This window comes from Lysobacter yananisis (genome assembly GCF_031199375.1).
Taxonomy (GTDB): domain Bacteria; phylum Pseudomonadota; class Gammaproteobacteria; order Xanthomonadales; family Xanthomonadaceae; genus Lysobacter; species Lysobacter yananisis.
Genome location: NZ_CP133568.1, coordinates 1639547 through 1660290 on the forward strand (window position 1 = coordinate 1639547; position 20744 = coordinate 1660290).

At 71.0% G+C, this 20744-nt stretch carries 16 protein-coding genes and 1 pseudogene; 10 read left to right on the forward strand and 7 right to left on the reverse strand.

Annotated elements, in window-relative coordinates:
* Positions 1-345: 345 nt before the first annotated feature.
* Entirely contained in the window at positions 346-1794 is a 1449-nt protein-coding gene (gene cls / locus RDV84_RS06965; RefSeq protein WP_057949719.1) for a cardiolipin synthase, read from the reverse strand.
* A 403-nt stretch (positions 1795-2197) separates the two neighbouring features.
* Here cls and RDV84_RS06970 point away from each other — a divergent pair, with 403 nt between their 5' ends.
* The 3 genes and pseudogenes from RDV84_RS06970 to RDV84_RS27300 all read left to right on the forward strand — a co-directional run.
* Positions 2198-3016 (forward strand): SIMPL domain-containing protein, encoded by an 819-nt coding sequence (locus RDV84_RS06970; RefSeq protein WP_309152884.1) that lies wholly within the window; start codon positions 2198-2200, stop codon positions 3014-3016.
* A 468-nt stretch (positions 3017-3484) separates the two neighbouring features.
* Positions 3485-4603 carry a PA0069 family radical SAM protein gene (locus RDV84_RS06975; protein WP_309152885.1) on the forward strand — a complete coding sequence of 373 codons (1119 nt, stop codon included), beginning with the start codon at positions 3485-3487 and terminating at the stop codon, positions 4601-4603.
* Positions 4600-4665: pseudogene (locus RDV84_RS27300) on the forward strand (DUF6053 domain-containing protein); the annotation flags it as partial. The gene RDV84_RS06975 and the pseudogene RDV84_RS27300, both read left to right, overlap by 4 nt.
* 91 nt (positions 4666-4756) lie before the next feature.
* Here RDV84_RS27300 and RDV84_RS06980 read toward each other — a convergent pair.
* On the reverse strand, positions 4757-6325 hold the full coding sequence (locus RDV84_RS06980) for an MFS transporter (protein WP_309152886.1): 1569 nt from the start codon (positions 6323-6325) through the stop codon (positions 4757-4759).
* A gap of 128 nt (positions 6326-6453) precedes the next feature.
* Here RDV84_RS06980 and RDV84_RS06985 point away from each other — a divergent pair, with 128 nt between their 5' ends.
* From RDV84_RS06985 to RDV84_RS06995, 3 genes are all read left to right on the forward strand, one after another.
* On the forward strand, positions 6454-7356 hold the full coding sequence (locus RDV84_RS06985; RefSeq protein ID WP_057949715.1) for a LysR family transcriptional regulator: 903 nt from the start codon (positions 6454-6456) through the stop codon (positions 7354-7356).
* Positions 7357-7797: 441 nt separating this feature from the next.
* Positions 7798-8640, forward strand: a complete 843-nt coding sequence (locus tag RDV84_RS06990; RefSeq protein ID WP_250448532.1) for a lysozyme inhibitor LprI family protein — start codon at positions 7798-7800, stop codon at positions 8638-8640.
* A gap of 13 nt (positions 8641-8653) precedes the next feature.
* A complete protein-coding gene (locus tag RDV84_RS06995) occupies positions 8654-9760 on the forward strand; it encodes a lysozyme inhibitor LprI family protein (RefSeq protein ID WP_309152887.1) in 1107 nt (368 codons plus the stop codon).
* Positions 9761-9978: 218 nt separating this feature from the next.
* Here the strand turns inward: RDV84_RS06995 and RDV84_RS07000 are convergent, their stop codons facing one another.
* A complete protein-coding gene (locus tag RDV84_RS07000; RefSeq protein ID WP_309152888.1) occupies positions 9979-11889 on the reverse strand; it encodes a M4 family metallopeptidase in 1911 nt (636 codons plus the stop codon).
* A 287-nt stretch (positions 11890-12176) separates the two neighbouring features.
* On the opposite strand from RDV84_RS07000, the gene RDV84_RS27305 reads away from it, so the two are divergent.
* On the forward strand, positions 12177-12395 hold the full coding sequence (locus tag RDV84_RS27305) for a DUF6053 domain-containing protein (protein ID WP_486624528.1): 219 nt from the start codon (positions 12177-12179) through the stop codon (positions 12393-12395).
* On the opposite strand, the gene RDV84_RS07005 is transcribed toward RDV84_RS27305, so the two are convergent.
* Positions 12373-12591, reverse strand: a complete 219-nt coding sequence (locus RDV84_RS07005; protein WP_309152889.1) for a hypothetical protein — start codon at positions 12589-12591, stop codon at positions 12373-12375. The genes RDV84_RS27305 and RDV84_RS07005 overlap by 23 nt on opposite strands.
* Before the next feature lie 658 nt (positions 12592-13249).
* Positions 13250-15046 (reverse strand): SLC13 family permease, encoded by a 1797-nt coding sequence (locus tag RDV84_RS07010; RefSeq protein ID WP_057949710.1) that lies wholly within the window; start codon positions 15044-15046, stop codon positions 13250-13252.
* 125 nt (positions 15047-15171) lie between these two features.
* Here RDV84_RS07010 and RDV84_RS07015 point away from each other — a divergent pair, with 125 nt between their 5' ends.
* Together RDV84_RS07015 and RDV84_RS07020 are read left to right on the forward strand one after the other, a co-directional pair.
* Positions 15172-16356: a sensor histidine kinase gene (locus RDV84_RS07015; protein ID WP_309152890.1), complete on the forward strand. Its 1185-nt coding sequence runs from the start codon at positions 15172-15174 to the stop codon at positions 16354-16356.
* Positions 16349-16783, forward strand: a complete 435-nt coding sequence (locus RDV84_RS07020) for a response regulator (protein ID WP_031374300.1) — start codon at positions 16349-16351, stop codon at positions 16781-16783. The genes RDV84_RS07015 and RDV84_RS07020 overlap by 8 nt, the downstream gene beginning before the upstream one ends.
* A gap of 134 nt (positions 16784-16917) precedes the next feature.
* On the opposite strand, the gene RDV84_RS07025 is transcribed toward RDV84_RS07020, so the two are convergent.
* Entirely contained in the window at positions 16918-17781 is an 864-nt protein-coding gene (locus tag RDV84_RS07025; protein ID WP_309152891.1) for a transporter, read from the reverse strand.
* A 401-nt stretch (positions 17782-18182) separates the two neighbouring features.
* On the opposite strand from RDV84_RS07025, the gene RDV84_RS07030 reads away from it, so the two are divergent.
* Positions 18183-19619, forward strand: a complete 1437-nt coding sequence (locus RDV84_RS07030; RefSeq protein WP_309152892.1) for an APC family permease — start codon at positions 18183-18185, stop codon at positions 19617-19619.
* A 21-nt stretch (positions 19620-19640) separates the two neighbouring features.
* On the opposite strand, the gene feaR is transcribed toward RDV84_RS07030, so the two are convergent.
* A complete protein-coding gene (gene feaR / locus RDV84_RS07035; protein ID WP_309152893.1) occupies positions 19641-20606 on the reverse strand; it encodes a transcriptional regulator FeaR in 966 nt (321 codons plus the stop codon).
* Between the last annotated feature and the right edge of the window lie 138 nt (positions 20607-20744).

Below are 20744 nucleotides of genomic sequence, written 5' to 3' on the forward strand. Positions count from 1 at the left end.
GGGTCGAGTGTAGCGCGGGCCGATGCAGGCGACAGCCGGGGCGAGGCGCGGCTGCGACCGTCGGCACATCGGGGCGGAGTGGCGGTTGAGATTGAGGACGGGTGGCAGGAAGCGGCGCGAGATCGGGGCGGCGCGGTCGCGGCTTGCGCCGCTCCTGCAAGGGGCAGGCGGGGCATCGCGCACGGCCGGAGGAAGCGTTGCCGCGCGACCCGATTGCGCGCGACCCGATTGTAGGAGCGGCGCAAGCCGCGACCGCGTTCCCTCAATCGTCGGCGCGAGAGTGAGGTCCCGCCGCCCGCCCGCCCGCCGCCCGAAGGCAGCGGCCGCATTCGCGCAACCTGCCGCTCAAAGCAGCGGCGACACCAGCCGCGCCAGCGCTTCGGGCAGGCGCACGCGCCACAGCGAACGGTTGCGGTCGTTGCGCACGCGCGGGGCGCGCGAGCATTCCTGTTCGATCAGCGTGGCCAGCCGGCCGGCGACGTCGGCGTTGTAGAACATCACCGAGATCTCGAAGTTGAGCCGGAAGCTGCGGTGGTCGAAGTTGGCCGAGCCGATGATGACGCTCTCGTCGTCGCACAGCAGCGCCTTGGTGTGCAGCATGCGCGGACCGTACTCGTGGATCTTGACCCCGGCTTCGAGCAGCTCGTCGAAGTAGGAGCGCGCGGCATAGGTGACCAGGCGGCTGTCGCTGAGCTTGGGCACCAGCAGGCGCACGTCCAGGCCGCCGAGCGCGGCCGAGGTCAGGGCCATGCGCGCGGCTTCGCCGGGGACGAAGTACGGGGTCACCAGCCACACCCGCCGGCGCGCGGCGTGGATCGCGCCGACGTGGACGCGGTGGATCGCTTCCCAGTTCGAGTCCGGCCCCGAGCTGACCACCTGCGCGGCGATCGTGCCCGGTTGCGGCGCCAGGTGCAGTTGCTTCAGCGGCGGCTGGCCGGTGGCGTAGCACCAGTCCTCGATGAACACCAGTTCCAGCTCGCGCACCACGTCGCCTTCCAGGCGCAGGTGCAGGTCGCGGTAGGCGTCCTTGCGCGCGCGTTCGTCTTCCTCGTCGGTGATGTTGATGCCGCCGGTGTAGCCGACGCGGCCGTCGATGACGACGATCTTGCGATGGGTGCGCAGGTTGAGCCACGGCCGGTGCCAGAACCAGCGCAGCTTCATCGGATGGAACCACGCGGCCTCGCCGCCGGCGTCGAGCAATGGCTGCAGGAAGCGCTTGGAGGTGCTGCCCGAACCGACCGCGTCGAGCAGCAGGCGCACCTTGACCCCGGCGCGGGCGCGTTCGACCAGCGCGTCGCGCAGCGCGGTGCCGATGCCGTCGGGCTGGTAGATGTAGTACTCCAGGTGGATGTGCTCGCGCGCCTGGGCGATGTCGGCCAGCAGCGATGCGTACTTGGCGCCGCCGTCGATCAGCAGGCGCGCGTCGGTGGCGGTGGTCGGCGGCAGGCCGGTGGTGGCCTGGCCCAGGCGCGAGAGTTCGATCGCTTCCGGCGACGGCGTCAGCCCGGGCGGCGGCGGCGGCAGCGCGGCGCGTGCGCGCACCCGGCGCAGGCGCTGGCGGTGGATGCGCTGCGGGCCGAAGAAGAAATAGATCAGGAAGCCGATGTAGGGCAACAGGGCCAGGCTGAACAACCAGCTCAGGGTCGCGACCGGCTCGCGCTTCTGCAGCACGATCCAGGTGCCCAGCCAGACCAGGTACACCGCCCAGCCGGCGGTGAGGTAGAAACCGATGTGGGGAATGTGGATCAGGTCCTGCCACACAGCGGTCAGCGAGTCGGGCACGGGGAGCTCCATCGGACGGTGGCGCGGCCGCGGCCGGCGCCGGGCTAGGCTAGCCCGGCGGCGTGGCAGCCGGAAGTGTGGATTCGGGCGGTGTTCGCGGCATGCGCGCAGGCGATCCGGGCGCGACGCTGGGGTGGGTCTGGCTGGGCCCCGGCGATCGGGGATGTTTCGGGTTGGCGCAAAGGCGCTGGGCGGATCGCGGCGGCCGGCGCGAGCTTGCGGGTTCGCGATCGCGGCTTGCGCCGCTCCTACAGGGAGCCAGCGCGAGCTACGTTTCTCCCTGTAGGAGCGGCGCAAGCCGCGACCGCGACACCGCGCATACGCCGCCACTGCCCGCCCCGCCCTGCCTCGACCCCGCCGCCACCCTGCATGCGTTGGCCCATGACCGACCCTGCCATCCACCTGGAGCAAGCCCATGCCGCGTCTCGCCCGCTGGTTGTTGTTGTCCGCCCTGCTCACCGCGATACCGGCCGCCGCCATATCGGCCGCCGGCGTGCCTGCCGCCGCCGTACCTGCCGCCGCCGTACCTGCCGCGTACCCGGCGGCGCCCGGGTCGCAGGCGCGCCTGATCAGCGTGTCCGGTTCGGCCGAGGTCAAGGTGCCGCCGGACGAAGTGTTGCTGAGCGTGGGCGTGGAGTCGCGCGCCGCCGGCCTGGACGAGGCCCGGCGCGAGAACGACAAGGATGTGGCCAAGGCGCTGGCATTCCTGCGCGCGCACGGCGTGGCCGACAAGGACGTGCAGACCGACTACCTCAACATCGAGCCGCAATACAGCTACGAGCGCGACCTGGCCAGCAAGCTGCGGCCGCAGTTCTACATCGTGCGCAAGAGCATCGGCGTGCGCCTGGCCAAGGTCGACGCGTTCGAGCCGGTGCTGGCCGGGCTGCTGGCCAACGGCGTGCAGCACGTGCACGGGATCGAGTTCCGCACCTCGCAACTGCGCAAGCACCGCGACGCGGCGCGCGCGCTGGCGATCCGCGCCGCGCAGGACAAGGCCGACGCCCTGGCGCGCGAACTGGGCGTGCGCCGCGGCGCGGTCTACAGCGCCTCGGAGTCGTATTCCGGCGGCTGGTGGCGCGGCGGCGGTTGGGGCAACCTCGGCGGGCAGGCGCTGCAGAACGTGGTCCAGCAGAGCGGCGGCGGTGGCGGCGAAGTCGGCGGCGAGGGCGGGGCGCTGGCGGTGGGCCAGATCAGCGTCAACGCCACGGTCAACGCGACCTTCGCGATCGACTGAGCCCTCGCGGTCGCCGCTTTTGTAGGAGCGGCGCGAGCCGCGACCGCGACACCACACAAACGCCGCAAGCTTTGCTTGGCTCCCGCTTCGCCGCGCAAAACCTAGCGGACCGCGACCACCGCCGCGAGTCCGCGGCCTCGCGGCCCCGCGGCTTGCGCCGCTCCCGCATCAAGGCTCGAAACTCCACCAGCGTCGCGTCGCGGCGCGAGAAACAGAACACCGGCAAGCTTGGGGATAAGTAGTGGGCAGCGCTGTGTGCAAACCTGCGCAAAGCGATGGCTGGCGCGGGTTTTCCTGAACGGGGTCGGCTGGGGATAACTGCTGTCGATAAGGCTGAATGCGTTTATTTGCGGGCCGAGTTGTCCACAACCCCGACCCGAATGTTTATCCACAGACCCGCCTGAGCGGTTCAGCGCCTGAGCTTTCCTGTCGCGTCCGCTGCGACGCCGCCGGCGTAGCCTGGGACGCATGGATTCGGCGCGCAAAACCCAGCTCTCCCAAGCGCGGCTGTCGATGCAGCCGGCGGCGATCAAGGGCCGCGGCGCGGCCAGCTTCGTCGACGGCCGCTTCGCGGTGCGCACCGCCCACGGCGAGGACGACGGCTGGGGCTCGGTCTACGAGGACGCCGACCTCGCCCCGCGCCCGGACACCGTGGTCACCGAGGAAACCGCGCGCAGCATCATCAGCCGCAACGACTCGCCCGATATCGCCTTCGGCCAGTCGGTGAACCCGTACCGCGGCTGCGAGCACGGCTGCGTCTACTGCTTCGCCCGGCCCTCGCACGCCTATCTGGAACTGTCGCCGGGCCTGGACTTCGAGACCCGGCTGTTCGCCAAGACCAATGCCGCCGAGCGCCTGCAGAACGAACTCGCGCGTCCCGGCTACCAGTGCGCGCCGATCGCGCTGGGCATCAACACCGATTCCTACCAGCCGATCGAGCGCCGCTTCCGCATCACCCGCGGGGTGATCGAGGTGCTCGACGCCTGCTCGCATCCCTTCAGCCTGATCACCAAGAACGCCTCGATCGTGCGCGACGTCGAGGTGCTGGCGTCGATGGCGCAGCGCGGCCTGGTGTCGGTGTATTTCTCGGTGACCACGCTCGACAACCAGCTCTCGGCGCGGATGGAGCCGCGCGCCTCGGCGCCGCATGCGCGGCTCAAGGCGATGCGCACGCTGGCCCAGGCCGGGGTGCCGGTGGGCGTGATGGTGGCGCCGGTGATCGCGATGATCAACGACGGCGAGATCGAGCGCATCCTCGAGGCCGCGCACGAGGCCGGCGCGCGCGCCGCCGGCTACGTGCTGCTGCGGCTGCCGCACGAACTCAAGCAGGTCTGGCGCGACTGGCTGCGCCTGCACTACCCCGACCGCGCCGAGCACGTGATGAGCCTGATCCAGCAGATGAGCGGCGGCAAGGACTACGACAGCCGCTTCGGCCACCGCATGCGCGGGCACGGGCCGTTCGCGCAGCTGATCGAGCAGCGTTTCCAGAAGGCGTGGAAGCGGCACGGGTTCGGGCGCTTGCCGGCGTTGGACACCAGCCGGTTCGTCGCGCCGCGCAAGCCTACGCCGCAGATGGAGTTGTTCTGAGGGCCGCGATCGTCGCGACCGGGAACAAGAGCGTCGGGGCTGAAGCCCCTCCCACAACAGCAGCCACCGTGGCTGGGGCCGCCGCCGTGGCTGGGGCCGCTGCTGTGGGAGGGGCTTCAGCCCCGACGCTTTCTTGTCAGACCGCCAGCAGCTTCAGCGCACGCCGTCCTCGCACAGGGCTTCCGCCGACGCCGCCATCTGCGCGGCCGGTTCCGCCACTGGCCCCAGCAACGCATACACCACCCACGCCACCACCGCGGTCGCGCCGGCCAAGGCATACATCAGCCACGCGAACGCGCTGTCGTAGGCCGCGCGCAAGGCCGCCGGCGCGAATTGCGGCAACAGCGCCTGCGCGCGTACGGCGTCGCCGGTGGCCAGCCGTTGCGCGGCCTGGTTGAGCGCTTCGCCGGCGGCCGCGCCGCCCTGGCCGAGCCGCCACTGCAGCAGCCCGGCCAGCGCCGCGGCCACGATCGCCAGAGCGATGCCCTCGCCCGACACCCGGCTGGCGCCGAACACGCCCGCGGCCATGCCGGCGCGCTCCTTGGGCACCACGCTGATCGCCAGGCCGTCCATCAGGCCCCACGGAATCGCCGAGCCGGTGCCGATCAACAGCATCGGCGCGACCAGGCCGGCGACCTCGCCGCGGCCGGCGGCCCAGCCGAGCCAGGCCAGCCCGGCCGCGGCCAGCAACAGGCCGGCCGCGCACAAAGTCGAAGCGCCGACGCGGTGGTTGAGCACCGCCGCCAGCATCGGCACCACCAGCATCGGCGCCGACAGCGCGATCATCATCAGCCCGGCGTCGAGCGTGCCCAGGCCGTGGATGCCGATCAGCCGCACCGGCAGCAGCACGATCAGCGCGAGGTAACACAGCCCGGTGCCGATCGGCAGCAACTGTGCGCCGACGAAGCGCGGGTAGCGCAGCAGGCTCAGGTCGAGCATCGGACGCTGCGCCCGGTTCTCGATCCGCACGAACCACACCAGCAGCAGCGCCGAACCGATCAGCGCGCCGAGCACCCACGGATCGCCCCAGCCGCGCTCGGGCGCTTCCAGCACGCCGATGGTCAGCAGCGCCAGCATCGCGGTGGAACTCAGGCTGCCGCGCCAGTCCAGGCCGCCGGCGTCGGGATCGCGCGACTCGCGCATGCGCGGCAGGCCGAACACGGTCGCCAGCACCGCGATCGCCAGGCTCGACAGGAACACCGAACGCCAGCCCTGCGCCTGGACCAGCCAGCCGGCCAGGCTCGGCCCGAACGCCAGCCCCAGACCGAACGCGGTGCCGAGCAGGCTGAAGGCGCGGATCCGCGCCGGACCGTGGAATTCCTGCGACAGCGCGGCGTTGCCGCCGGCCAGCGCCAGCGCCGCGGCGACGCCCTGCAGCACCCGCAGCGCATTCAGCGCGGCCAGGCTCGGCGCCAGCGCCAGCAGCAGCGAGACCGCGGCGAAGGCGACGATGCCGGTGGCGAACACCCGCTTGCGGCCGTAGGTGTCGGCGAGCGTGCCGGCCGCCATCAGGCAGCTGCCGAACGCGAGCATGAAGGCGTTGGTCATCCAGTTCAGCGCCACCGGGCTGCCGCCGAGCTCGGCGGCGATGGCCGGGATCGCCACCGGCGGGGCGGTGAAGCTCAGCGGCAGGACCAGCCCGGCCAGGCAGATCGCGCCGAGGATCCAGAAACGGTCGTGGCGGCCGCGCGCGGGCGCGGCGGCGGGATTCGATGAAGGCATGGGACAGGGCCGTGGGGGCGGTGCCACAGCTTAGGCAGGCCGCAATCGGCGAAAAACACCGCTCCGGTTCAAGCTTTGCGGAGCGAACGGACATAATGGCTGCTACCCCACCCGTCGAGAATCGCCGCATGGACAAGCTCGGCAGCCTGCTCGCCTTCGTCCGCACCGCCCATGCGCGCAGCTTCGTCGCCGCCGCGCGCCAGCTCGGGGTCTCGTCCTCGGCGGTGGGCAAGAGCGTGGCCCGGCTGGAACAGCAGCTCGGCGTGCGCCTGCTCCAGCGCAACACCCGCAACGTCCAGCTGACCGAGGAAGGCCGCCAGTTCTACGAGCGCTGCAAGCCGCTGCTGGACGAACTCGAAGACGCCGAGGCCGCGCTGACCCACGCCATGCAGGCGCCGCGCGGGCGCCTGCGCATCGGCCTGCCGACCGTGGGCTATCGCTTCCTGATGCCGGTGCTGGGCGAGTTCCGCCAGCGTTATCCCGAGGTCGAGCTGGAGCTGGACTTCAACGACCAGATCGTCGACGTGATCGACGGCGGCTTCGACGCCGCCATCCGCAGCGGCGACATGCCCGACTCGCGCCTGCGCGCGCGCCGGCTCGGCCCGTTCTGCTTCATGTTGTGCGCCGCGCCCGACTACCTGGCCCGGCGCGGCGAGCCGCGCGCGCCGGCCGATCTGGCCGGCCACGACTGCATCCATTTCCGCTTCGCCAACAGCGGCAAGTTGCAGGAATGGTCGCTGCGGCTGGCGCCCGGCGAGACCGCGCCGCACCTGCCGGCGGCGCTGGTGTGCAACAACAGCGAAGCGGCGGTGCAGGCGGCGGTGCACGGGCTGGGCATCGTCTACTCGGTGGATTTCCTGGTCCGCGAGCACCTCGCCGCCGGCCGCTTGCAGCGGGTGCTGCCGGGATTCGAGACCCAGCGCGGACAGTTCTGGGCGCTGTGGCCGGCGCACCGGCACGTGTCGCCGAAGCTGCGGGTGTTCCTGGACTTCATCGGCGAGCGATTGTTCCAGTACCAGCCGATCGCGTGAGCGCGCGGCGGCCGCGCCGTGGCATGTGGCCGACTCTGGCCGCAGCGCCCGCGCGCTGGCACCCGCGCGCGGCGTGGCCGACAATGCGGCTGCGCGCCGCGGACCGGGCGCGGCGGCCGATCCGCGACCGCCGGGTCTGGTTGGCGACGCAGGCGACGACAGCGCATCGGCGGGGACGTGTTTATTCACAGCCCCGGGCTTATCCACAGCCCAGGCTTATCCACAGCACGGGGTTCTCCGCCGCATTCGCCGAGTCCTCGCTTATCCACCGCGCGCCAGCGAAGGCGCACCGGCCGAGAACGCTTTCGTAAGGACGCCCCCGCAAGGATGCCCACGCCGCCGCCGTCTTCCGCCCGACCGCCCGCCGCCCGCCTGCGCGATGCCCGCCACGGCGGATCGCGCCGGGCCGTTCGCGCTTCCCTTCCCCTGCAAGGATTCCGCATGTTCCGATCCCACGCTTTGCGCGCCGGTGCGGCGCTGGCCCTGCTCGCCGTCGCCGGCCTGAGCCAGGCCGCCGGTTTCGATTGCCGCCGCGCGCGCACCCAGGTCGAAAAGACGATCTGCGCCGACGCCGAGCTGTCGCGCCTGGACAGCGAAATGAACGAGCTCTACCGGCAGATCCGCGCCGAGACCCGCGGCGTCGACGGCGAGACCGGCAAGCAGCTCGATCCGATCGCGGCCGAGAACGCGCGCTGGCTCGAAGGCCGCAACGAATGCCGCGATCCGGCCTGCATCCGCAGCGCCTACCAGCAGCGCATCGCGCAGATGCGCCGCGACTGGGCACAGGCATTGCCGCAGCAGGCCCCGCCGCCGGCCGCGCCGGCCAAGGACAAGAACGCCTACCGCTACGACCGCCACGGCGACTTCAAGATCTTCATCGCCGACTTCCGCAAGGCGGTGGCCGCCGACGATCGCGCCGCGGTGGCGAAGATGACCGCGCGCCCGTTCGCAGACTTCAGCCATGGCAGCAGCTGCCTGCCCGGCAACGACCCCTGCGACGCGCAGCAGCGCCAGCAGTCGGCCAGCGCGCGCGACGCGGCCGAAGTGGCGGCCAAGTACGACCGCATCCTCACCGCCTCGGTGCGCGCCGCGCTCAAGGCCAACCGCGTGCGCGCGTATTCGCGCAAGCGCGATTCGGGCGAGGACGAGAACGGCGAAGTGCAGGCGCCGGGCGCGATCGAGCAGGGCGAGTACCTGCTGGAGAACGACGACCTCCACGGCCAGCGTGTGTTCAAGCGCGTGGATGGCGTGTACAAGCTGCAGCGTATTCCGTTCTATTCCTGAGGCAGGACGCTCCATGACGATTTCGTTGTTCCGCATCGCCGCCGTCGCCGCGCTGTTCTCCGCGCCGGTCGTGTCCCAGGCCGCGCCGGCCGCACCGGCGTCGTTCGACGGCACCTGGCAGGCCTGCCAGCGCTACGACGGCGAGCTGTGGTGCCAGAGCCTGCAACTGGAGCAGCGCGGCGCGCAGATCCGCGGCGCGTGGAACTGGCGCGCCAGCAACACCGGCGGCACCAATCTGTTCAAGGGCCGGGTGGTCGACGGCCGGGTCGAATTCGATCCGGAAGGCTGCTCGATCGGCGCGAACGGTTGCGAACCGCGCACGCCGTCGAAACAACCGAGCTACCTGCTGCAATGCGGCGCCGAGCTGCAATGGGGCGACGCGCGGATGACGGCGTGCAACGCCAAGATCGACGACGGCTCGCGCTACCGCCGGGTCGCGCGCGACCAGGTCGATACGGTGGACTTCTCCGCCCAGGCATATTTCGACGACGGCAAGGCGCATCCCTCGTTCGACTGCGCCAAGGCCAAGACGCCAGTGGAGCGCGGCATCTGCGCCGATCCGGCCGCCGCGCGCACCGATTCGGCGATCGCCCACCTCTACGCCAAGCTGCTGCCGCGCTTCAGCGGCGACGCGGTCAAGGGCCTGCGCGAGGACCAGCGCTGGTTCGTCGGCGTGCGCGACGCGGCCTACGAACAGGCCGAGCGCGGCGAACGCGCGAAGGTGCTGCGCGAGCAGCTCGACAGCCGGCTCAAGGACCTGCAGCGGATCCGCGAATTCCCGCGCAAGGGCCTGGTCGGCGATTGGAACAACTTCGCCGGCGGCCTGGAAATCAGCCGCGACGCCCAGGGCGTGTACCGGGTGCGCGGCAACGCGGCCCATCCGATCGACGGGCGCTGGGTGTGCGACGCGGACCTCAGCGGCAGCGGCAGCGACGAACGCGTGCTCGCGCGCGCCGAGGGCGATGCCGACGGCACCGGCCTGCAACTGACCCGCATCGGCAACGCCCTGCGCGTGCAGGAACTCGACGTCCGCGGCCAGCCGCATCCCGCATCGGAATTCTGCGGCCACAACGGCTCGTTCGACGGCTGGTACTTCCAATCCATGCCGCGGCAGCGTTGATCGCGAGAAGGCGCGAAGTCTTCCTGTAGGAGCGGCGCAAGCCGCGACCGCGGGGCATCGAGCTTGCGCCGTCGTCCGCGATTCGCGGTCGCGGCTCGCGCCGCTCCTACACGGGCTGGCGTGCGAAAAAAAGCGCCGGGACGGAAACGTCCCGGCGCTCGCGTTTTCGATCCCACTCACCGACGAAGCGCCGGAGCGCGTAGCTCCGGCGCCGTCGCTCACTGCTTGCAGCGCGCTGCGTCCGAACCTTCCGGCAGGCCGACGTTCACCGCTTCCCACGCGCAGGCCACGGTCTTGACCGCGCTGGCCTTGAGCAGGCCGCGGTCGACCAGGTCCTGGGCCGCGGTCTGGGTCGCCACGCGCGCATCCGGGTAGCTCGACTGCGAGGTCAGGTACAGGGTGTTGGCGCGGTACCAGATCTGCCCGGCGACGGTCGGGGTCAGGCCCTTGAGCCCGGTCGCGCCGTTGCACACCAGGTCGGAGGCCAGCACGGTCTTGCGGTGCGACTTGGGCACCTTCTGGCCTTCGGCGAGCAGGTAGAAGAAGTGGTTGCCCACGCCCGAGGTGTAGTGCGGATCTTCCTCGGTGAAACCCGCGGCCGGGTAGCAGTCGAACGAACCGTTGCCGGCGGCGTCGGTGTCCAGGCTCGGCTTGAACATGTAGCGCAGCGGCGTGCCGTCGAGGTTCACGTTCTCGCCGATCAGGTAATCCGGCGGGTCCTTCGGGCTGTTGTCGAAGAACTCGACCAGGGTGCCGTGGATGTCTGAGGTGGCTTCGTTGAGGCCGCCGGCGTCGCCGGAGTACAGCAGGCCCGAGGTCGCCTGGGTCACGCCGTGCGACATCTCGTGGCCGGCCACGTCGATCGCCACCACCGGATTCGACACGCCGAAGTCGCCGTTGCCGTAAACCATGCGCTTGGCGTCGCCGTCCCAGAACGCGTTGGTGCCGCCCAGGTCGAAGACGCCGAAATAGCTGAAGGTGACGTTGACGAAGCTCTGCACGCCGACGCCGTCGCCGAAGATGCCGACGCGGTCGTAGAACTTCTTGTAGTAGTCCCAGGTGCGCGCCACGCCGTAGTGCGCCTCGACCCCGGTGCGCTCGATGTTGGTCATCTGCTCGTTGCCCCAGATGTTGTCGGCATCGAACATCGCCGGCGCGCTGAAGTCGCCGCCGCCGAAGATCAGGTCGACCACGGTGCCGCCGGTGTTGTGGGTGGTGCCGCCGCCGCGCTTGTCGTCGCGCAGCAGGTAGCCCGCGCCGCGGCCGTCGCTTTCCTCGGCGCCGACCTTGGCGGTGGTGATGGTGACCTTGCCGCGGGTGACGGTGTAGCCCTCGGCCTCGGTGGATTCGGCGCTGTAGATGCGGCTGTCGCGGCCGAGCAGGTCGCCGTTGCCGGCATCGACGTAGAGCAGTTCGTGGACCGGGCGCTGGGCCTTGTTGAGGCCGCGGAAGGTCACCTCGAAGGCCAGCGTCGGCTGGTTGTCCTTGGCGAAATAGACCATGCGCGACTTGGGCTGTTCGAGGAAGCGGCCGGCGAAATGCACGCCGGCATCGGCGATGGCCTGCGCCGAGGACAGCTTCGGCTTCGGCGCGGCGCCGCCGTCGCCGAGGGTGAGGTCGAGGGTCTTGCTGATCGAGGTCAGCAGGCCGTTGCGCGCATGGGTGACCAGGTCGCCGCCGATCACCGGCAGGCCCTGGTAGTCGCGCTGGAAGCGCACGTGTTCGCTGCCGTCGGCTTCGACGATCACATCGCGCGGCTGGTAGCGCTCCGCGGCCAGCGCGGTGTCGGCGCCGGCGCCGGACAGACCGCGGGCGGCGGCATTGCGCGCCTTGTCGGCCTGCAGCAGTTCGCGCGCGCGCTCGACCGCGGGGTGGCGTTCCAGTTGCGCCACCGGCGTCGCGCCCGAGCGCGCCGCGGCGTCGGCGAAGGGATGTTCGAGGCTGGCGCGCGCGGCCGGCGCATGCGCGGCGTTGCGCGCGGCGGCGGCAGTGGCCGCGGCCTGCGCGTTGGCGCCCGCGGCGGCGTTGCCGGCGTCGCGGTCGCGCTGCGCGGTCACCAGCGCGGTCGCGGTGGTGCCGGTGATGGCGAGCAGGATCGATGCGGTGAGCACCTTGTGCTTGATGGACATGGATTGGGTCTCCGGGTCATGCAAAGCGAAAAGAGAAAGAAACGCGAAGCGCCGATGCGCGGCCGCAGCCGCGCACCTGGCGTTACTGCACAACGGCAGGGAGCGTGAGCGTGTCCAGCGGATGCGTCTTACGACGAGTGAAGGCACATCCGTTGCAGCTATTCCCCATTGCAGCGAACGCGGCGGCACACGCACCCCCCCACCTCGCGCGCGGCTCGCGGGCGGATGGCGTCGATGAAGTGGGATGCACGTCTAAGTGCGCGCGTGTTCGGCGCGGCGGCGTTGTGATGTCGCGTCGGAGTTGTTGCACGGTGCGCAGCGCGCGCGTTTCGGCGAATCAGGCAAAGCGCGATCGCGCGAAAGAATTCCAAAGCGTTGAGGCATCGGGCTCGCATTGCGGATGCGCGGCGAGCGGAGCGAAGAGCGTCGGGACTGAAGTCCCTCCCACCGCGACTGCCTGTGGAGGAGATTCGTGTGGTGAGATCAGCGCGGCGGCGCGGGCATGATGTGCGACAGGTAGATGCGGCTGTCTTCGAAGATCCGGATCGCCACCGCCACGCGCAGTTGCATCGACAGATCGAACGCCTGGGCCTTGGCCGCCGCGGACGCCGAGGCCGCATCGGCGAAGCGCTCGTCGGCGACGTCGCACGACAGCGTGCGGCCGTGGTAGGTGGATTCGTTGAGTTGCACCGTGAAGATCATGACGCCCCGCGTGGATGGCGAACGAAAAGGCCCCGGCCCAGCTTCGCCGCGTGCTCAGGGCGGCGATCCATCGTGTGGCTGATCGCGCGAGCGACAGCGGTGGTGAGCGGCGTCCGTAACCGGCGCATGGATCGTGCTGCCGGGGCGCGCATAAAGTGACGCATGACGCAGTTGTTTACCCTCGGGGGAACACGAGGCGCGCTGTAGGAAATTTCTGACCAAACGCTCGCGACGCGGGTCCGGCCCGCGGCGGGCGAGTCGTTGATATGGCGCGGCTCCCGGGCGACGCGTCCGTCAGAGCCGCGCACCGGACGATAGCTGAGCCCTCCGACGCCGCACCCGTGGGGCGCCCTCGCCGTCGCGCCACCGCTGCGCCGATTCGATGAACGCCGGCTGTAACCGTTATCGCCACCACGACTTTAGACGGATCAACCGTGCCGCGAGCGCCCCTAACGTGGCCGTTGCCGCGCCAGGGCGGCTGCCAAGGAATGCGCATGCCCGCCATCGCCAGGACCTCGGTCGCAGCCCCAACCCGCTCGCCACGACGCGGGCGCTGGCTGGCCCTGGCCCTGCTGCTGGCCTGCGTCGCGGCGCAGGCCGCGACCGGCGCGGGCACGGTCAGCCTGGTCGCCGGCGAGATCGACCCGCGGGCGCTGCCTCAGCCGCCCGGCCAGAACGGACCGCCGAGCCAGAGCCAGCGCGCCATCCAGGCGCTGACCAAGGCGATGAGCACGGTCAAGGGCAAGCCGATGCGCAGGAAGTCGCTGAAGCGGTACTGGCCCGGGCCGAGGATCAGAAGGTTGCCGTGGTGACCGATCGGGGTCAGGAACGCCACCACCGCGCCCAACGCCGTGCACACCACGAACGGCGTCGCCGGCAGCCCCAGCGACTGCGCCAGCGAAATCGCGATCGGCCCCAACAACACCGTCGTCGCCGCGTCGGAAAGAATCTGGGTCAGCAAGGCGGCGACGGTGAACATCACCAGCAAGATCGCCAGCGGCGGCCAGCCGGCGATCACGTGCAACATGCCCTGCGCCAGCAACTGCGCGGTGCCGGTCTGCTCCATCGCCACGCCGAGCGGGATCACCCCGGCGATCATCACGAAGATGCGCACGTCGATCTCGCGATAGGCCTGTTCGACGTCGACGCAGCGGGTGGCGACCATCGCCACCGCGCCGAGCAGGAACGCCAGCGGCGCGGGCAGCCATTCGGTCGCCGCGGCGACCACGGTCGCGGCCAGGATCGCCAGCGCGATCGGCGCGCGCAGCCGTCGCCGCGCTTCGCCGGCGAACGGCACCAGCATCAGGAAGCCGTGGTGCGCGGCGAGTTCGGCGAAGCGCGCCGGCCGGCCCCACAGCACCAGCAGGTCGCCTTCGCGCAGGCGCGCGTCGGCCAGCCGCGGCGCGACCGCGCCCTGGCGCCGCCACAGCCCGGCGATCACCGCGTTGAACTGGCGGGCGAAGTCGAGCTCGCGCACGCTGCGGCCGACGAATTCCGAGCCCGGCGCGACCAGCGCCTGCACCAGCTGCGCCTCGCCGTCGCCCTGGGCGTGTTCGCCGAAGCGCGCGACCGCGTTGAGGTCGAGGCCGGGATCGTCGTGCAGCGAGGCCAGCGCGTCGGCCGAGGCTTCCACCAGCAGGATGTCGCCGCTGATCAGCGGGCTGCTCGGGCCCAGGTCCTGGCGGCGCAGGCCGTCGCGCAGCCAGCCGGTCAGCACGAAGCGGTCGCCGAGCGCCTTCTGCAGTTCGGCCAGCGGCCGCGTGCTCCAGCGCGAGCCTTCCACCACCAGCAGTTCGGTGCGGTAGCGGTCCAGGCGCAGGTAGCCGTCGTCGCCGTGTTCGCCGCTGCGCTTGGGCAGGATCCAGCGCGCGGCCAGCATGTACAGCACGCCGACCACCACCAGCGCCAGGCCGATCGGGGTGATCGAGAAAATGCCCAGCCCGGGCGCGCCGGTGCGCTCGATCAGGTTGTCGGCGAGCAGGAACGCCGGCGCGCTGACCAAGGTCAGGGTGGTGCCCAGGGAGGCCGCGAACGACATGGGCATGAGCAGACGGGAAGCGGACAGCCCGCGCGACTTCGCGAATCTCGTCAGGATCGGCAGCATCATCGCCGTGACCATGACGTGGTGGGTGAACGAGGACAGCGCCGCCACCGCCGGCATCGTCACCGCGATCGCGCGGCCCTCGCTGTGGCCGGCGGCGCGGCCGATCCACTGGCCCAGGCGCTCGGTGATGCCGGTCGCGGCCAGGCCGCCGGAGATCACGAACACCGCCGCGACGATGATCGCCGGTTCGCTGGCGAAGCCCGACAGCGCCTGCTTGGCGTCGAGCACCCCGGTCAGCACCAGCGCCAGCAGGGTCAGCATGGCGGTCACGTCCACCCGCAGGCGCTCGCTGACGAACAGGTACAGGGCGGCGCCCAGGATCAGGAGGAAGGCGATCTGAGAAAAGTCCATGGCGGCGATTGTGCGGGACTTGGCCGTGTCCGCGCCGTGTGCGTCGTCTACCCTGCCATCACGACCGCATTGGCTACACTTCCCGGTCAATTCGCCGCCGATGGCCGACGCTCCGCTCCAAACCGATGAATCTGCCGCATCCCCTGCCGCCCACGCTGCCTGCCGGAGACGATCTTGCGGCCGCAGACGGGCGTTTCCGCGAGGCGATGAAGGCGTCCAACATCGGCATGGCGATCGTCTCGCTCGACGGCGTGTGGCTGGAGGTCAATCCGGCGCTGTGCGCGATGCTGGGCTACCGCGTGGAGGAATTGCGCGGCCACCATTACAGCGAAGTGACCCATCCCGACGACCTGGCGATCAGCCAGAACCTGGTCGCGGCGCTGGTCAGCGGCGAGCTGGCCTCGGTGGACGAACACAAGCGCTACCTGCACCGCGACGGTTCCGAGCTGTGGGTGCAGCTGAACGTGGCGGTGATGCGCGACGAAGACGGCGCGGCCCGCTATTTCATCTCGCACATGCGCGACATCCGCGGCGAACGCGAGGCCGGCATCGCGCTGAGCGCGCGCGTGGCCGAGCACGGCGCCGCGCTCGACGCCTCGCATCGCCAGTTGCAGCTGTTCGCCGACGCGGTCGCCCACGACCTGCGCGCGCCGCTGCGTTCGATCGAAAGCTTTTCCGCGTTGCTGGCCGACCGCGCCGGCGAGCGGCTGAACGACACCGACCGCGACTATCTCGCGCGCATTCGCGCCGCCGCCTCGCGCATGACCGGGCTGCTGGCGATGCTGACCGAGCTGTCGCACGTGACCCGCGCGGAGATGCGGATCGCGCCGGTGGACCTGAGCCTGCTCGCCGACTGGGTCGGCGCCGAGCTGCAGGACGCCGACCCGGCGCGCCGCGGCCAGATCGAGGTCCAGCCCGGGCTGCAGGTCGAAGGCGACGAGCGCCTGCTCAAGGTCATGCTGACCCAGCTCATGCACAACGCCTGGAAATTCTCGGGCGTGGAGGCCGGCGCCGACGCGGCGGTGCGGATCGAGGTCGCCGGCGAGGCGCGCGACGGGGTCCTGGCCCTGACCGTGTGTGACCGCGGTAGCGGTTTCGACATGCGCTATGCTCACAAACTGTTCGAGCCCTTCCAGCGCCTGCACGGGCCGGACCAGGGCGGCGGCCACGGCCTGGGGCTGGCGATCGCGCAACGGGTGGCCGAACGCCACCGCGGGCGCCTGCTCGCCCAGTCCGAGCCCGGCCAGGGCAGTACGTTCACAGTGGAGTTGCCGCTCGTGTCGAGGGGCGAGGAAAACGCAGATGCATAAGGAGATCCTGCTGGTCGAGGACAACCCCGACGACGTCGAGCTGACCCGGCTCGCCTTCGACGAGGCCAAGATCGCCAACAGGCTGGTGGTGATGGGCGACGGCGCCGAGGCGCTGGATTACCTGTTCGCCCGTGGCCGCTATTCCGACCGCGATCCCAACGATCTGCCGTCGATCGTGCTGTTGGACCTGAACCTGCCCAAGGTCGACGGCCGCGAAGTGCTGCAGGCGATCCGCGCCCACGAACCCACCCGCACCCTGCCGGTGGTGGTGCTGACCACCAGCACCGAGCCGTTCGACGTCGAAGCCAGCTATGCGCTCGGGGTCAACAGCTATATCCAGAAGCCGGTGGATTTCGAGCAGTTCGTCTGGGCGGTCAAGCAGGTCGGGCTGTACTGGCTGGTGCTGAACCACCCGCGCAATCCCTGAGTCCGCCGCGCCCGTCGCGGGCGCGGGCCGAAGCCTTCAGCGCGACCGCGCGCTTCAGCGCGACCGTGCGTGCGCTGGCCCGGTCGGCGCCGCGGAGCGGCCGGAGCCGCCTAGCCGCCCTGCCGCCGCCGCGCTCAGAACGCCAGCACCAGCCGCGCCTGCAGCGCGTCGGCGCGCACGCCTTCGCGCACGCTCAGGTCGTGCGCGTACTGCACCTGCACCTGCGCGGCGTCGCTGGCCTGGTAGGCCCAGGTCAGCATCGCATTGGTGTCGTTGCGCGCGCCGGCGAGCTGCTCGCCGTGCAGGCGCTCGCGCATGCCGAAGGTCTGGCGCAGGCTCAGCGCCAGCCGGGTCTTGTCGGAGACGTGGTAGCTCAAGTGGCCGATGCCGCGCAGCATCGGCCGCCGGCGCACGTCGGTGCTGCGGTCGGCGGTGTAGAACTCGGCCTGGCCGATCAGGTCCAGCGACCAGCGGTCGTTGAGCTTGCGCACATAGCCGACTTCCAGGTCCAACGCGTAGCGGTCCTCGCTGACCGCGAAGCCGCGGTCGCGGTGCTGGCCCAGCGGCAGCGACAGGTAGGCGGCCCAGCCCAGGTATTCGCCGCGGGTCTGGTCGGCGTGCGTCCACAGGGTCGCGCCGACGCTGGGATTGCCCAGGCCGCGCTCGCGGTAGCCGTCCAGGCCGATGCGCTGGCGCGCGTAGGGCAGGATCACCTCGACGTCGGCGGTGCGGCCGCCGACCTGGAAATAGTGCATGTAGCGCGCCACGGCGACATCGAGCTCGAGGTCCAGGCCGTCGACGGCCTTGTCGCCGCGCGCGTAGAACGCGTCGGCCCAGTTGTGCTGGGCGTACAGGGCGAGGATGCGCACGCCCGGCGGCGGCGCGGCGTAGTCGCCCGGATCGGGCAGGCCCGCGGCGGCGGCCGGCAGCGCGCACGACAACAGCGCCAGGGAAGCGACGCAGCGCAGCGCGGCGCGGCGGAGCGAGGTGTGGGGCATGACGGATTCTCCCGGCGGCGGACGCGGCGGACATGGCCGCCGTGCGATTAGTCCAAAGCCGCGCGCCGGGTTCTTGCGTCTGCGCGCCAGGACAGTTGACTGCGCGTTCCTGCGTTCGCGTCCTGCGTCCCGACCGGCCCGGCCGCGCGCTCCCGCGCCGACCCGCGTGCGTGCGCGCAGCCTCGGCCCGCACGCCTGCCCCACGCGTCCGCGCACGTCGGCGCCCGGCCATACCGATATGCGCGGCGAGCCGCTGGCGCTGACAGCCAACTGCGCTGGCAGGCAGACGCTAGAAGCCGTTGCGCCGGCTGCGCAGCATCGGTGGCGCCGCCGCATCGCGCGGCCTGCGTTCCACCGCCGCCGCGACCGCCGGCGGCCCCTGCCCGCGAGGTCCGCCGCGCATGACCGCACCCCCATCCTCTCCCGCCGGCCTGCGTCAGAACGCGCTCGGCCTGTGGACCATCGTGTTCTTCGTCATCGCCACCAACGGCCCGCTGACCGCGCTGGTCGGCGTGGTCAGCACCGCGATCCTGCTGGGCAACGGCATCGGCGTGCCGGCGGCGTTCCTGATCGCCGGCGCGATCTACCTGGTCTTCAGCGTCGGCTTCGTCGCCATGGGCCGCTACATCCGCAACGCCGGCGCGTTCTACGCCTATGTCGCCAACGGCCTGGGCCGGCCGCTGGGCACCGCCGCGGCGTTCCTGGCCATCGTCGCCTACGCCGGGCTGCAGTTCGCCTGCTACGGCCTGATCGGCTTTTTCGGCGCCACCGCGTTGGCCGGCTGGGGGCTGGCGCTGCCGTGGTGGGCGGTGGGGTTGGCGGTGGCGGCGCTGGTGCAGCTGTGCAGCAGCCGCAACGTGGTGTTCAACGGCCGCTTCCTCGGCCTGCTGATGCTGGCGGAACTGGCGGTGGTGGTGGTCTTCGACGTGGCGGTGCTGGCGCACGGCGGGCCGGAGGGCTTCAGCCTGGCCTCGTTCCAGCCCGAGCACGTGCTGGTGCCGGGGCTGGGCGCGACGTTCGTGTTCGTCGCCGGCTCGTTCATGGGCTTCGAGACCACTGCAATCTACGCCGAAGAAGCGCGCGAGCCGGAGCGCACGGTGCCTGCGGCGACCTACATCGCGGTGGTGCTGATCGCGGTCACGCTGACCCTGTCCTCGTGGCTGCTGATCGTCAGTTTCGGGCCCTCGCAGGTGCTCGCGGCCGCGGCCAAGGACCCCGGCGGGCTGTGGTTCGACCGCGCCGGCTTGCTGGTCGGGCCGCTGCTCGGCGACGCGATCAACGTGTTGCTGATCACCAGCCTGTTCGCGGTGATCCTGAGCTTCCAGAACACGCTATCGCGCTACCTGTTCGCATTGGCGCGCGAAGGGCTGATGCCGGTCGCGTTCGCGCGCACCCACGCGCGCCACCGCACCCCGTACCTGGCCGGCTATGCGCTGACCGCGCTGGTGGTCGCGCTGCTGCTGCTGTGCGGGTTGGCCGGCGCCGATCCGATGACCCTGGTGCTGCCGCTGGGCAGCGCGCCGGCGGCGTTGGGCATCCTCGCCGTGCAGGCGCTGACGTCGCTGGCGGTGATCGGCTTCTTCCGCCGCCAGCCGCGCCACACCAACCTGTGGCAGCGCCTGATCGCGCCGGCGCTGAGCGGCGCGGCGATGCTGGTCGGGGTCGCGCTGATCGTGCGCAACATGCATTTGCTGACCGGCGGCGAATCGGCGTTCAACACGCTGATCCCGCTGGGCATGCTCGGGGTCGGTCTGGCCGGGCTCGGCCTGGCGCTGTGGCTGCGCAGCCACCGGCCGGAGCGCTACGCGCGGCTGGCGCGCCTGCTCGAGGAGGTGTGAGCGCCGTGGCGCTCACACCGCTCACACCGCAGCCACCGCGAGCGCGCGGCTGCGGTACTGGCGCGGCGAGCAGTCGTAGCGGCGTTTGAAGATGCGGCTGAAGTGGGTGGAGTCGGTGAAGCCCCAGCGATAGGCCAGCTCGGTGATCGAGCGCGAGGTCAGGGCCGGATCGCCGAGGTTGCTGGCGGCGCGTTCCAGCCGCCGGTGCAGGATGTAGCGGCTGACGCTTTCGTCGCTTTCTTCGAACAGCCGGTGCAGCTGGCGCAGCGAGGTGCCGAGTTGGCGCGCGACCAGCTTCGGGCCCAGGCAGGGGTCGGGCAGGCATTCGTCGATCAGGCGGCAGGCGCGTTCGCGCAACGCCGCCGCCGGAGTGCCCGCTTCGGCATCGGCCTCGCCATGCGGGCGCGCCGCTTTCCAGGCCGGCGCGAGCAGCTGCAGCAGGGCTTCCTGCAGCGCGGCGCCTTCCTCGCCGCAGGTCGCGTGCGCGGGCAGGGTGCTGTCGGCGAGTTGCTCGACCAGGCCGCGCAACAGCCGCGCGCTGAGACTGCCGGCGCCGATCTTGCCGAAGCTGCGCGCCGCGCCCCGCAGGCTGCGGCACACGCGGCTGCGCTCCAGATGCAACGAGGCGTGCTCCATCAGGCCTTGCGGCAGGATCTCGCAACTGCGGGTGGGATCGATCAGCGCCAGGTTGCCCGGACTCAATTCCGTGGTCTCGCCGTCCTGGCGGATGCGCGAGCGGCCGTAGGTCTGCATGACCAGGAAGCAGTAACGATCGTCGAGGCGGTCGCCGACGGGCGCGCGGTAGAGCAGGCGCGCGGCGTTGGTGCGGATGCGCGCCAGCCGCAGTTCGGCGAAATCGCGGTAGCGCAGGTCGCCGATGAACAGCGAATGCTCGTGCGCGGGCTGGGTCTCGAACAGGCCGCATACGCCCTGCAGCGAGCGGCTCCAGGTATCGATATCGTGGGTACTGCAGACCTGCTGGAACACGCGCCGTCTCCGCTGCGTCGCCGCGAACATGCGGCCCTTGCGAGCCTAGAAGAAGGCTCGCCGCCCGCGCATACCGCGACGCAGCAAAATCGCCATGTTCAGCCGTTTCGCGCGCGTTTTTCTGACCCGTCCTATGTC